Annotated in this window: 14 protein-coding genes; 6 read left to right on the top strand and 8 right to left on the bottom strand. The window is 67.3% G+C overall.

Annotated features, from left to right (window positions below):
- Nucleotides 1-7 precede the first annotated feature (7 nt).
- The 7 genes from ACY34M_RS22585 to ACY34M_RS22615 are packed head-to-tail and all read right to left on the bottom strand — an operon-like array spanning nt 8 to nt 6,324.
- Complete coding sequence (locus tag ACY34M_RS22585) at nt 8-1,156, bottom strand: alpha/beta hydrolase family protein (protein WP_462719829.1); 1,149 nt, start codon at nt 1,154-1,156, stop codon at nt 8-10.
- Nucleotides 1,157-1,158: 2 nt separating this feature from the next.
- On the bottom strand, nt 1,159-1,986 hold the full coding sequence (locus ACY34M_RS22590; protein WP_462719830.1) for an SDR family oxidoreductase: 828 nt from the start codon (nt 1,984-1,986) through the stop codon (nt 1,159-1,161).
- 36 nt (nt 1,987-2,022) lie between these two features.
- Nucleotides 2,023-3,228, bottom strand: coding sequence for an NAD(P)/FAD-dependent oxidoreductase (locus ACY34M_RS22595; RefSeq protein WP_462719831.1), 1,206 nt, complete (start codon nt 3,226-3,228; stop codon nt 2,023-2,025).
- A 3-nt stretch (nt 3,229-3,231) separates the two neighbouring features.
- On the bottom strand, nt 3,232-3,432 hold the full coding sequence (locus tag ACY34M_RS22600) for a ferredoxin (RefSeq protein WP_462719832.1): 201 nt from the start codon (nt 3,430-3,432) through the stop codon (nt 3,232-3,234).
- Entirely contained in the window at nt 3,429-3,959 is a 531-nt protein-coding gene (locus tag ACY34M_RS22605; protein ID WP_462719833.1) for an aromatic-ring-hydroxylating dioxygenase subunit beta, read from the bottom strand. Before ACY34M_RS22605 ends, ACY34M_RS22600 begins: the two co-directional genes overlap by 4 nt.
- Entirely contained in the window at nt 3,956-5,359 is a 1,404-nt protein-coding gene (locus ACY34M_RS22610) for an aromatic ring-hydroxylating oxygenase subunit alpha (protein ID WP_462719834.1), read from the bottom strand. Before ACY34M_RS22610 ends, ACY34M_RS22605 begins: the two co-directional genes overlap by 4 nt.
- A 26-nt stretch (nt 5,360-5,385) precedes the next feature.
- Nucleotides 5,386-6,324 (bottom strand): VOC family protein, encoded by a 939-nt coding sequence (locus ACY34M_RS22615; RefSeq protein WP_462719835.1) that lies wholly within the window; start codon nt 6,322-6,324, stop codon nt 5,386-5,388.
- Nucleotides 6,325-6,467: 143 nt separating this feature from the next.
- On the opposite strand from ACY34M_RS22615, the gene ACY34M_RS22620 reads away from it, so the two are divergent.
- From ACY34M_RS22620 to ACY34M_RS22630, 3 genes are all read left to right on the top strand, one after another.
- The gene (locus ACY34M_RS22620; RefSeq protein ID WP_462719836.1) at nt 6,468-7,388 is read left to right on the top strand and encodes a LysR family transcriptional regulator; all 921 of its coding nucleotides are present in this window, start codon (nt 6,468-6,470) and stop codon (nt 7,386-7,388) included.
- A 175-nt stretch (nt 7,389-7,563) separates the two neighbouring features.
- A complete protein-coding gene (locus tag ACY34M_RS22625) occupies nt 7,564-8,106 on the top strand; it encodes a cupin domain-containing protein (protein ID WP_462719837.1) in 543 nt (180 codons plus the stop codon).
- Between the two features lie 262 nt (nt 8,107-8,368).
- Entirely contained in the window at nt 8,369-9,688 is a 1,320-nt protein-coding gene (locus ACY34M_RS22630; protein ID WP_462719838.1) for an MBL fold metallo-hydrolase, read from the top strand.
- A gap of 45 nt (nt 9,689-9,733) precedes the next feature.
- On the opposite strand, the gene ACY34M_RS22635 is transcribed toward ACY34M_RS22630, so the two are convergent.
- On the bottom strand, nt 9,734-10,537 hold the full coding sequence (locus ACY34M_RS22635) for an IclR family transcriptional regulator (RefSeq protein WP_462719839.1): 804 nt from the start codon (nt 10,535-10,537) through the stop codon (nt 9,734-9,736).
- Nucleotides 10,538-10,587: 50 nt separating this feature from the next.
- Here ACY34M_RS22635 and ACY34M_RS22640 point away from each other — a divergent pair, with 50 nt between their 5' ends.
- From ACY34M_RS22640 to ACY34M_RS22650, 3 genes are all read left to right on the top strand, one after another.
- On the top strand, nt 10,588-11,703 hold the full coding sequence (locus tag ACY34M_RS22640) for a cupin domain-containing protein (RefSeq protein WP_462719840.1): 1,116 nt from the start codon (nt 10,588-10,590) through the stop codon (nt 11,701-11,703).
- A gap of 62 nt (nt 11,704-11,765) precedes the next feature.
- Nucleotides 11,766-12,524, top strand: a complete 759-nt coding sequence (locus ACY34M_RS22645; RefSeq protein WP_462719841.1) for a fumarylacetoacetate hydrolase family protein — start codon at nt 11,766-11,768, stop codon at nt 12,522-12,524.
- The gene (locus ACY34M_RS22650) at nt 12,521-13,237 is read left to right on the top strand and encodes a maleylpyruvate isomerase N-terminal domain-containing protein (protein ID WP_462719842.1); all 717 of its coding nucleotides are present in this window, start codon (nt 12,521-12,523) and stop codon (nt 13,235-13,237) included. The genes ACY34M_RS22645 and ACY34M_RS22650 overlap by 4 nt, the downstream gene beginning before the upstream one ends.
- The last annotated feature ends 3 nt before the right edge of the window (nt 13,238-13,240 follow it).

Below are 13,240 nucleotides of genomic sequence, written 5' to 3' on the forward strand. Positions count from 1 at the left end.
CTCCCTTTCAGAGGCGGTCGGCGACCCAGTCGGCGATGTAGTGCGAGGGAACGGACTCGTTGTCCGCGCCGGCGTGCGACGAGCCGCCCTCGGCGCGGCCGAACACCTTGAAGTGGCGGTCGGGGCTGCCCACGGCGTTCTCGTACTCGGGCACGGCGAACTCCATCGGGATCTGCCGGTCGTCCTCGCCGTGCGTGACGAGGAACGGGACGGTGATCTGCTCGGCCACGCCCTCCAGCGTCATGCTGGGTGCGAAGGCCATGAAGTCGTCGAGGTCGGTCTTGCCGAACACCCACTGGACGTGGTCCCAGTAGTGCGGCACGGGGTTCTCGCCCTCGCGCTGCAGACGGCGCTTCTGGAGTTCGCCCCAGTTGTAGTTGGCGCCCCAGACGGCACAGAGCTTGAAGCGCTTCTCGAAGGCGGCCGCGCGCGGCGCGTAGTAGCCCCCGAGCGAGACGCCGCTCATGCCGATGCGGGTGCGGTCGACGTCCGGCCGGGTCTCCAGGTAGTCCACCGCGGCACCGGCCCAGCGCTCGCTGTCGTGGATCGCGGGAAGTCCCCGCTCGCGCAGCGAGGCGCCGGTGCCCGGCTGGTCGACGCAGAGCGTCGCGATGCCGCGGCGCGCGAGCTCCCTCGGCAGCCCGAGCCGGAACAGCATCTCCTTCATGGAGTCCAGGCCGTTGCAGAACACCATGACCGGGTATCCGCTCGCCGGGGGCTCGCCGTCGGCGGGGACGAAGAGCGCCGGGTACGAGGTGTCCTCGTAGGGGATCTCGACGAACTCGGCGCGCTCCCTCCCGTGTTCGATCGCAAGCCGACAGGTCTCGACGGACTTGCGGTAGGCGACCTCGCGCGGTGCGTAGTGCCGGCTCTGCATGCGCTCGGCGACCAGGTAGTAGACCGAGGCGCGGGCATAGCGTGCGGCGGCCGACAGCGCATGCCCGTCCGCGAGGTTCCGCTCGGCATCGCGCACGAGTCCGTCGGCGAACGCGCACCACGACTGGAAGAACTTCTCGGTGCCGGCGTCGTCGCCGTCCTTGGCCGCGTCCACGAGCGGGGCGCAGATCTGTTCCACCTCGCCGATCTGACCGCCGCAGTTCATGGCGATGCTGACCGACAGGCTCCATACGTAATTGTTGGGGAAGTAGCGGAACATGGTCACTTCCCCACGCGGTCGGCGGTGCCGTTGCTGATCACTGCGCGGTTGAACACGCCCTGGTCGGCGACGATCGTCTGCCCGGTCATCGTGGTGTTGTTGCGGGAGGCGAGGTAGGCATAGAGCGGCGCGTACTCCTCCGGGGTCGGCAGGGTCGGCAGCAGCGCGAGACTGACGAACTGCGCCTCGAAGTCCTCCTTGGGGATGTCGGACTGCTTGTTGTTCTCCAGGCCGAGTGCACTGGGGCCGCGCAGCTGGCTGTTGGCGATTCCCGACGGGGCGACACCATTGACCCGGACCTGCGGAGCGAACTCGAAGGCGAGCTGGTTGACCACGCTGCGCACCGCGCCCTTGGCCGCCGTGTAGAAGAGTCCGCCGCCGTCGGCGGCGTAGGCCGCGGTGGAGGAGGTCAGCACGATGGAGCCGCCCGTCTTCTCCAGATCGTCCACGAAGACCTTGGCGGCCAGGATGTAGCCGAGGGCGTCGACGTGGAACACCTCGTCGAACAGCGACTCGACCCTGTCCAGGGGGACGTCGCGCAGGGGGATGTTGCCGTCGAAGATGCCGTGCGCGCCGACGAGGGCGTCGATGCGGCCGAAGCGGTCCAGGACCGCCTGGCGGCAGGCGATCAGGTCCTCGGTACGGGTGACATCGCCGCGCACGAGCAGCACGTCGTCGCCGAACTCGCCCTTGAGGTCGGTCAGTTTGTCGGCGGAGATCTCCAGGATGGCGACCTGAGCGCCTTCCTCGAAGAAGTGACGGGCGAGGCCGAGGCCGAGACCCGAGCCGCCGCCGGTGATCAGGACGACATGGTTGTCGAGCATCTGCATGAGGGGTCCTTGCTGGGGGTTTTCGAAGAGTGGGGATCAGGCGGACGCCGCGCTGCCCAGCGCGTCGTTCAGCGACGCACGGGCACGGAGCAGCTTCTTGTAGGTCCGCAGGGCGCGGACGCGGCCGCAGATCGTGGCGCCGTGCAGTTCGTCGTCCGTGCCGTGGACGACGACGAAGTCGCCGGCGGCGATGGAGCCCTCGACGACGATGTCGGTGTCGCCGGGGCGGCGTTCGCCGAGCATGTGGAGGGTCAGTCCGTACTGCTCGGTCCAGACGTAGGGGACCGCATCGTGGGCGGTGGCCTCACCGCGGGCGATGTTGAGACCCACGCGACGTCCTTGCTCGATGGCGTGGGTCCAGTGCTCGAAGCGCCGGTGGCGACGGCGGCTCTGATCCCAACGGCAGGCGATGTCACCGGAGGCCCACACGCCGTCGACGTTCGTGCGACCGGCCGCGTCGGTGACGACACCGTGGTCGAGTTGGACGCCCGATCCGACGAGCCAGTCGGTGGCCGGCTCCGCGCCAATGCCCGCGAGTACGTTCGTAGCCTGGTGCACGCGGCCGTCGGCGAGGTGGATGTTGTAGCCCTGCGGTGTCTCCTCCACGTGGCTCGTGGCGGAACCGAGGCCGAATTCGACTCCGTTCGCCAGGTGCAGACCGTGCAGCCAGACGGCGACCGCTTCCCCGAGGGATCCGGCGAGCGGCAGGTGATTCGCGCACAGCAGCGTCACGTCGACGCCGCGTGAGCGGAGAGCCGCGGCCACCTCCAGGCCGATGAACCCACCTCCGACGAGTGTCACCGGCTCCCCGCTAGTCGCGAGCTGTCTGGCGGCGGCCAGATCGCTGCGCGTCCGCAGAGTCGGCAGGGGCGTGCCGCCGGTCGTCACGATCGGGCGCGCGGTGACGCCGGTCGCGATGACGAGGTGCTGCCAGCCGATGGCCTCACCACAGTTGGTCACCACGAGGCGGCGGTCGATGTCCAGCCCTCTGGCGCCGTGACCGGCGATCAAGTCTATGTTTTTGACCGCGAGTTGATCTTGCGTCCGCAGCGCGAACGGCGTCGCATGTTCCTTGGCGGCCAGCAGGCTCTTGGAGAGCATCGGCCGGTCGTACCCTGGCTCCTCCTCCTCGTCCAGCACGGTGAGCGGACCCGTGTACCCGCCCTCCCGCAGGCCGTCGGCGGTGGACAGTCCTGCGGCCGACGCCCCGACGATCACGATGCCGTCGTTGTCCCGGCTCATGGATCAGCCCTCGACCAGGTGCAGAGCCTGGGCCGGACAGGCCCGTACGGCCTCCTCGACGTCTTCCAGATCATCCTCAGTGAGGACATCGCGGGTGATGACGGCGACGGGGCTGCCGGGCGGGACGGCGAAGACATCGGGGTGAATGCCGACGCAGATTCCATAGGCGGTACAACGCCCCGGGTCGACGGTCACGCGGCTCACAGGAACACTCCCAGGTTTGCGGTTTTGAGGCTGGTCTCGGTCAGGATCACTTCGCGCGCCAGGAGGTGTGGGCCCGCGGCCGTGAGCCGGATCCTGTCGTTGCGGCGGCAGGGGATCAGGTCGAAATGGGTGTCGATCCCGCGTTGTCGGTACAGCAGCAGTGAGCTGTATGCCTCGACGACATCGGCTTCGGAGGTCTGCTGTACCTCGACGCTGCCTACCAGCCGCATGGTGCGGGAGGGTGGTACCTCGGAGTAGGCGTGGCCGGTGTTCTGCCGGGCGATCCGGGTGCGGATGTGTGCCTTGGTGTCGCAGATGCGCCAGGCGGACCGGTCGACCTCTATGTCACGCGGTGCGGTCGACTGACGCGATGGCACCGTGTACAACAGGTCGTCGTCGAGCAGTTCGAACCACTCCTCCTCGCGTGCCTCGTCCAGGAGCCGTGCTTCGTGTGCGAGGAACTGCGCCACGAGGGTGTGCGTCGAGGGGGGCACCGCGAGGGTGTCCGGGGCTTCGGCGGCGTTCATACCGGCGTCCCTTCGGTGGTCTCGTCGCCGGTGGCCGTCTCGCCCTTCAAGGTGCGCAGCCACTGGCGAAGGAAGTTGAACTGCACGTGCTCGCCGTAGCCGGTGTTGCGGTGGACGCCCGGCCCCCTCCAGTTCGGATCCGGAGTGTCGTCGACGGGCGAGTTCTCTCCCTGCTTGTAGTTGAACTTCAGCCCTTCCTTGCGCATCCATGGGCTGGCGGCGGCACGCTGGACCCCCTCCCAGGCGACGGTGTCGTCCTGCTCGAAGATGCCGGCCGAACCGAAGAGGTACTGGCCGCCGATGTAGTCCCGTTGTGCAGTGTCCTCGTCCTGGAAGTTCCACACGAACTGCCAGTTCCACAGCTCCAGTTGTCCCGGAGCGACGGGCTGCCACTGGCGGAAACTGGTGACGACCGCCGGTGGGCCGTCCGGGAGCGGGGAGAAGAACCGGATGTAGCTGAAGTTGGGGAAGATGGTCCCCACGGTGGGAGGTTCGTGGTTGACCACGAACCTCTGGGTCTCGTCCAGGGAGGCGAGGTCGAACTGCTCCTTGTACTCCTCCGGGTAGCCCCACAACGTGAAGCTCGGATCGATGGCCTGTGTCCAGGCGTGCCCGATGAAGGTGTGACCGTTCTCGAACTCGTAGGTCCGGCCGATCTCGCAGGTGGCCTGGATGCCTTCGAGCAGGTCGATCTCCTGGACGCTGGCATGCAGGGTTGGCAGGTGGTAAACGTCGCCGGCGAAGTTCTCGGCAGCCGTCTTCCAGTCGCCGTTGACGATGTACCGCTCGGGCGGACCCGCGACCCGCATGCCGTCCGGGTGCAGCTGGGTGATGAGGTCGAGCATCCAACCACCGCCGCCGAGCCACTCCTCCAGCGGAGGAACGTCCTCGGACAGGGAGGCGAACACGAAGCCCTTGCGGTTCTCGACCTTTGGTGCGCGCTTGAGGCTCCACTGATTCGGGTCCAGTGGCTCGCCGTACGCGCGGTGCATCAGTGGCGTGCCGACCAGGCGTCCGTCGTTGGCGTAGGTCCAGCCGTGGTAGGGACATGTGAAGAAGCGGGAGTTGCCCGCGTCGGTCTGGCACACCTGGGTGCCGCGGTGACGGCAGTAGTTGGACAGCACGTTGATGCCGCCCTTGCCGTCGCGGGTCACGATGACCGGGTCGAGCCCGATCCTGCGCTGGACGAAGTCACCGGCCTTGGGTATCTCGCTCTCGTGGGCGACGAAGACCCAGGTGTTGGTGAAGATCCGCTCCATCTCCGCCGTGAAGACGTCGTCGTTGTTGAAGATCTCGGCCGGGACGAGGTCCTCCTGCATGTCCTTCTCGACCCGGTCGAGAAGGACATGCAGAGGGGTGGAGAACGGCGTCGACGGCGGAGGGTCGTTGGTGGGAGTCATCGATGACTTCCTGTTCTGGGAAGCGGTCAGAGCGGGGGCGCGACGAACACGCCGCGGTCGGGGTCGTTGAACTGCTGCTTGGCCACGAACTCGTTCATTTGGTTCGCGGTGCCCCACTGGTCGATGAAGTCGGGCTTCGTCACGTCGTAGACGGACGGGTGGTGCTGGTCCCAGTCGACGGTCTCGAGCTCGGTGGTGTACTCGACGCAGTTCCCGACGCGGTCCAGGAAGTAGGAGTAGGTGTTGTCACCGGCTTTGTGGCGACCGGGCCCCCAGATCTTTTGGACGCCCTCACGCAGCATCCGGCCGGTGCCGCGCAGGTACTCGTCGATTCCGCGCATCTCGAAGGAGACGTGGTGGACCGCGACGTGCGGGCCGCGGGCGACGGCGAAGGAGTGGTGCCAGTCGTTGCAGCGCAGGAACCACATGAAGTCGCCTCGGGGGCCGAGACACAGGGTGTCGGAGAGCTTGAAGCCGAGGTGCTTCACGTACCAGTCGACGGTCGCCTCAGGGGTGGGGGAGTTGACCACGAAGTGCGAGAGACGGACGGGGATCGACTCGCGCTCCTCGATGACACGGAAATCACGGGTGGCGACGTCCGAGGAGACTTCGCCCACGCGTCCGTCGCCGTCGAAGAACCGGAATCCGTAGCCCCCACCGGGAGTGTCGATCTTCTTCGGGGGGTGGACGATCTGGACGCCCTGCTGGGCCAGTTGCGCCGCGAGGGTGTCGACGTCCGACGGGGTGGCGGCACCGAAAGACACCAGGTCGAGCCGTTTCTGGTCGTCCTTCCGCAGGCGCAGGATGTAGTTCTCGGGGGACCCCTCGGCGGCGAGGAACTGCACGCCGGAGTCCGACTCGACAGTGGTCAGACCCCAAAGGTCGCGGTAGAAGGCCAGCTGGCGGTCGAGGTCGGGGGCCGCAATCGCCACATGGCGTAGATGGGTGATCAGAGGCTTCGTCACGTTCTCTCCTCGTTCGGTGGCGGCGACAGCGGCGACGAAATACGCGTTCACGCGTCGTTAATCCGAACGTAGTGATGCCGATCACCGTGCACAAACAATTCCTGATGATGCTTGGCATTGATGAAATCAATTAATGTGGTGGCGTGGACCTTCGACGCGTTGACCTCAACCTGCTGGTCGCCTTCGACATGCTGATGATCGAGCGAAGCGTGACCCATGCCGCGCACAGGCTCTCGATCGGTCAGTCGGCCATGTCATCGACCCTGTCCCGCCTGCGGAAACTCTTCAACGATCCGCTCCTGACCAGGGAGGGGCGCGGGCTTGTCGCCACGCCCCTGGCCGAGTCGCTGGTCGGCCCGGTGCGTGAACTGCTCACTGGCATCGAGATCGTGCTGTCCCAGCGCGAGGCGTTCGACCCGGCCACGGCCGAGCGCACGTTCTCGGTGATCGCAAACGACTACCTGACGATGACGTTCCTCCAGCCCCTCATCGCCCGGCTGTCCGTCGAGGCGCCCGGAATCCGGCTGAACATCTTCCCGACGGGTGACGACTTCGCCGAGCAACTCCGTGGCCACCGGGCGGACCTGTTGGTCATGCCGAGGGAAGCCTTCGAGGAGCATGAGCAATTCCCGCACCGGGTGCTGTTCCAGGACCGCTACCTGGTCGCCGTCGACAAGGATCACCCCGAGGTCGGCGACGAGATCACGCTGGAGCAGTTCACGACGCTCCCGTACCTGGCAGCGTCCTCGGGACATCTGCGGGGCCTGTCGGAGATGCAGCTCGACTTCCTCGGCGTGCCGCGCAACACCGAGATCACCGCGGGGTTCGGCATGGCGCCGTTCCTACTGAGCGGCACGAGGCTCGTCACGCTGGTCCACGAGCGACTCGCACGTAAGATCGGAAGTGCTGCCGGGATCCGACTGCTTGAGCCGCCGATCCCGCAACTCCAGCCGATCACCGAAATCATGGCCTGGACGAAGCGGACCGATCGCGATCCAGGCCATCGGTGGTTCCGTGAGTGCTTGATCAGGCTGGCCGAGGAGGAGTCCGCGGGTCTGTCCTGACGTCTCCTGCCGCAGGTGTGTTCTCGGTCCACCGCAGGCTGCGGACAACTCTCGCAGGAAGCGGATGGCTCGCTCGGGGTCGGTCTGTCAACATCGCCGGTCCGTCGCCTGAAAACCGGCGTATCGAACCGGCGGCACAGAGTCGCCACCGAATCCCGCAAGAGGAGAGAAACCCTTGGGCGCGTACAACCCTTTCTCCGCCGATGTGGAACCCGCGGCCACCACCCGAAAGGTCCGTCGCCTGGTCACAGGAGTCAATGCCGACGGCCGATCGACGATCGTCGACGACAGCGTCGTGCGCGGCAAGGTCGGGCACGCTACACCGACGTATGTAGCGACAGACGTGTGGCGGACCGAGAGCAGCCCGGCGGACAACACATCTCCCTACACCGACCCGGTCGCCGGTGACGAGGCGCGCAACGTCGGTCCCTCGAAGAACGGCTCCGTCTTCCGAATCCTGGAGCTTCCCCCCGACCAGGAGTGGCGCTTCGATGCGGACGGCAAGGAGGTCAAGCCGCTCGCCTTCCACACAACGGAGTCCATCGACTACGCAATCGTCCTGAACGGCGAGATCTGGGCGGTGCTGGACGAGACCGAGGTCCGCATGACTGCCGGCGACGTCCTCGTCCAGCGCGGCACCGCACACGCCTGGGCCAACCGTTCGCAGGAGCCGTGCGTGCTTGCGTTCGTCCTGATCGGCGGGACGTTGCCGGACTAGGCGATCCGGGCCCGTGGCCTGTACGCGCTTGGGAGGGGCCGCAACGCGGTCTCCTTCCAAGCTGTGCTGGCGATCCTTCGCCCGCTCTTCTCCTGCTTGTGTGGCGCCGTGTGATAGCCCGTTGGCTTCGCCGCACGGCAGGCCAAACTTCAGCCTCCGAACCCCGGCCGCCTCCACAGGACGGCGGCCTCCCTCGGATTCGTCATCGCTCTCCAACTGCCTTGTCGCCCTCGCGCCCAAAGCGACGGCCGAGAAGTCACCCTTGGGCGGCCGCCGCTTGCACCAACCCATCCGCCTTCGTGTGCCGCACATTCCTGCCCGTAACGCGCATCCACGCGTCGGTCCTCCGGCCCGCGCGCCGAACACTGCGCTGCCGCAGTCCGGAACCTTCCTGAGCCGAAAGCGAGAGTCCTCCGTGCCCGGAATCGAGCACTGCTGCTCCTCTGCCACCCTCCCTTCCCGACGGGCAGCCGTGGGCGTACTGGCCGCAGCCACCGCAACCGCGTGGAGCATGTGCACCGGCATCGCTTCGGCGAACGGCCACACCACGGCTGCTCCCGCCGAGCCCACGTCACTGTCCGGCGACGCCAATGGCTCCCGCACCCGACTGATCCTCCTTGGAACCGCCTCTGGCCCCGCCTTCACGCCCGGCAGGGCCGGTATCGGCTCAGTCCTGGTGGTGGGAGAACGCACCTACATCATCGACGCGGGGCTCGGGACCGCCCGAAGGTTCGGCCAGGCCGGTTTGGAGGCGGCATCACTGAGCGGAATGTTCATCACCCACCTGCACTCCGATCACCTCTTTGACCTGTTCAATCTCCTCTGGACGACCCCTGGGGCACTCAGCCGGCCCATACCGATCCACGGCCCCGGCCGGGCGGGCGCGCTCCCGGAGCCCTACGGCGGCAAGTCGGTACCTCTGGTCAACCCTGCGCACCCCACCCCCGGAACGGCCGACATGTTCCGCGGCCTGCTGGCCGGCTACGCGTACGACATGAACATCCGCAACACCGAGGAAGGTGCCCAGACCAACCACCAGGCGCTGTTCGAGGCACGTGACATCGCGCTTCCCGCCGGCTCGAAGGCATCGGCGACGCACACGTCCCCGGCGATGCGGCCCTTCCGCGTCTTCGAGGACAACCGGGTTAAGGTCAGCGCGATCCTGGTACCGCACGGTCGGGTGTTCCCATCGTTCGCCTTCCGGTTCGACACCGACGAAGGGGCAGTGACCTTCTCCGGTGACACGAGGTTCAGCGACAACGTGGCCCGGCTCGCCGACGGGTGCGACATCCTTGTCCACGAGGTCGTCGACCTGGACTGGTTCTCCGCGAACGCGGACACCATCGTCGGTTACGGACCCGGCTTCATGGAACACATGGAGCAGGCTCACACGACGCCGCAGCAGGTCGGGCGGGTCGCCTCCAGCGCCGGGGTACGCGAGGTTGTGCTCAGCCACATCGCCCCCGGCGATGCTCGTGCGGTCACGGACGACACCTGGGTCAAGCACGTACGCAAGACGTTCACAGGCAGAGTGACGGCCGGGCAGGACCTCACCCAGTTCGCAGTGGGAGGCAGGCGATGAACGACAGCCGGCGGACGTAGCTGGGCCGGCAGCTTCACCGACCCCTCATGTCAGTCCGCGAGTGATGTTCGCGGCGGTCGCGTGCAGCGCCTTCACGCATTCGGCCAGCCGCTCCTTGGCGAAACGGACACTGGGCATCGCCAGCGCCACCGAGGCCACGTCCTGGCCGTACCCGTCCTGGACCGTGACGGCAACGGCCGTGAGGCCGGCCTCGGTGCGCTGATCGTTGATCGCGAATCCGCGCTTACGGATCAAGCTGAGTTCGCGGTACAGGCGGGGCACGTCCACTGCGGAGTCCTCGGCGGCATCCGATTCATAGAGCGCCTTGACGGCCTCCGTCGACAGGGACGACAGCAGTACCTTGCCGCCCGCCGTGAGATGAGCCGGCAGCGTGCGTCCCGCCCTGCTTCCTACTCGCAAAACCTGCTCGGCCTCAGCAGTGGCAATGAACCGTGCCTCGCTTCCGGTCAGCACGATCAGGTTGACCGATTCCCCCACGTCGCGGGCGAGGTCCTCCATGTGTGGCAGAGACACCTGGCGGAGCAGCGCGACCGGGGCCTCGGTCGCTGCGGTCGGGCGAAGTACGTTGCCAGCTTCGTAGCGGCGGTCGGGGAGCTGCTGTGCGAACTCCCGGTAGACCAGCATGGCGAGCAGCCGGTGCGCCGTCGATACGGAGACCCCCAGGCGCTGTGCCGCCTCGCTCACCCGCAGCGGCCCTTCTTGGCGCAGCAGGAGGGCCAGGTGGAGGGCGTGGTCGACGGAGGCGATGGGATAGGGCGGTTCATTCTTCACAGCAGAAAAACCTATCCCGTAGAGCAGGAAGGTGGCGAGGATGCGGGCATTCGGCATTCAGACGGAGTCGACGGCGCAATGGCCGTCAGGAACTCGGGAGTATTCACATGCCACCTGTCGAGTCACCGGTGCACATCCAGGCCATGGACTCAGCCGATCAACCTAAGCGCACCCCTCAACTGGAGCGCCTTTACCGTGACTTCGAGCGGCAGCTCCTCGTCCCGCTGTGGACGGAGATCGGCGGCCTGATGCCGCCTCAGCCGATGTCGAAGGCGCTCGCCCACCTGTGGCGCTGGAAGGACCTGCTCCCGGCGGCGGAGCAGGCGGGCGAACTGGTGCCGGTCGGCCGCGGCGGTGAGCGCCGCGCCATCGCGCTCGCCAATCCGGGCCTGGGCGGCAGCCCGTTCGCGACGCCGACGCTCTGGGCGGCGATCCAGTACCTGAACCCGCAGGAGGACGCCCCGGTCCACCGCCACACCCAGAACGCCTTCCGCTTCGTCGTGGAGGGCGAGGGTGTGTGGACCGTGGTGAACGGAGACCCCGTGGCTATGCGGCGTGGTGACTTCCTGCCGCAGGCCGGCTGGAACTGGCACGGCCACCACAACCGCAGCGACACCGCGATGGCGTGGATCGACGGCCTCGACATCCCGTTTCAGCACTACACCGAGGCGACCTTCTTCGAGTTCGGGCCCGACGAGGTCGAGACCCGCGAAGCACCGGAACGTTCCCGTTCCGAGCGACTTTGGGCGCACCCCGGGCTACGCCCGCTGACACACCTTGATCCCACCCCTGCCACCCCGCTGCTTGCCTACCGCTGGGAGTACACGGACCGTGCGCTTGCCGAGCAACTGGCGTTGGAGGCGGAGGGCGAGCCCGTCACGGTGGAACCCGGCCACGCCGCCGTCCGGTACACCAATCCGACCACGGGCGACGACATCCTGCCGACGCTGCGTACCGAGTTCCACCGTCTCGCCCATGGCACGGAGACGGCCGCGCACCAGGAAGTCGGCTCCTCCGTGTTCCAGGTCTTCGACGGCACCGGACAGGTGACCGTGGGCGACACCACGTGGAGTGTCGAACGCGGCGACCTGTTCGCCGTCCCCTCCTGGCAACCGCTGAGCCTGGCCACGGATCAAGGTCTTGATTTGTTCCGGTTCAGCGACACCCCCGTCTTCGAGCGACTCCACCTCAACCGCACCAACATGGAAGGCAACCAGGCATGAAGCTCGCAACTGTACGTACCGAGGACGGATTTCGGGTCGCACGCGTTGAGAACGGTGGATACGTGGACATCGGACCCGGCGACGTCGGGGAGTTGTTGCGCCGGGAGGACTGGCAGTCGGTCGTGGCAGCTGCCGAAGGCCCCCTCGTCCGGGTCGAGGCCGACCGCCTCGCTCCGGTCGTCCCGAACCCCGGCAAAATCGTCTGCGTGGGCCTCAACTACGCCACGCACATCACCGAGATGGGCCGCGACCTCCCCGAGTACCCCACTCTGTTCGCCAAGTACCCCGAGGCGTTGATCGGTCCGAACGACACGCTGACCCTGCCGCCGGAGTCCGACGCGGTCGACTGGGAAGCCGAGCTCACCGTCGTCGTCGGCCGCAGCGTCCGGCGGGCCGACCGCGAGACCGCCCAGGCAGCGATCGCCGGCTACACGATCCTGAACGACATCACCACGCGCGACTGGCAGTACCGGACCAAGGAGTGGCTGCAGGGCAAGACCTGGGAGGCCACGACCCCCCTCGGCCCCTGTCTGATCACCCCGGACGAACTGTCCCCCGACGCGGAGATCAGCTGCATCGTGGATGACGAGGTCATGCAGAAGTCCACGATCGGCGACCTCGTCTTCGACGCGGCAGATCTCGTCAGCTACATCTCGACGATGATCACCCTCAACCCCGGTGACATCATCGCCACCGGCACCACCGGCGGCGTCGGCCATGCCCGCAAGCCCGCGCGCTACCTCCGCCACGGCCAGACCGTCGTCACCCGCATCGAGGGCATCGGCGAACTCGTCACCCCGGTCAGGGGCGCGGCAAAGTGACCGACGGCGCGCCTTCCGTCTGTCTGCAGTGGATGACTGAGGGCCACGCGTATTTCGTCTCCTGCCTGAAGGGCATCGACGATGCCGGGTTGGCGGGGCCGACGGCGCTGCGGGGCTGGACGGGCAAGCATCTGCTCTCCCACGTCGGGCACAACGCACGAGCGCTCACCCGCCTCGCCGACTGGGCGCAGACAGGTATCGAGACACCCATGTACGCAGACGCGTCGGCGCGGGCGGAAGAGATCGAGACCGGAGCCAGATGGTCCACCGCTCGCCTGCGCGACTTCATCGTAGATGAGCAGGACCGGCTGTCGGCCGCGCTCGGGCGCATCGATGATGAACGTTGGCGGACGTCGGTCGTCACGGCCCAAGGCCGTACGGTCCCGGCGACGACGATCCCCTGGCTGCGCTGTCGGGAGGTGTGGATCCACGCGTGTGATCTGCCGGGCGGAGGCGACTTCGGTGCCTTCCCCGACGACTTCACAGACGTCCTGATCGACGATGTGCTCGTCCGTCGCCGAGGGGCCCAGTCCGTCGATGTCTCTGTCCGGGCGACCGACGGGGCACAGGACGAGGGCACGGCCGATACGTCGGGGAACGTGGTCGAGGGACCGGCGGCGGACCTGGCACGCTGGCTGACGCGTGGCTTCGCCGGTCCGCGGCTACGAGCGGTGTCGGGCGGAACACTTCCGGAGCTTCCCAGCTGGCTGTAGTGA

This window comes from Streptomyces sp. EDA2-14, assembly GCF_054963755.1.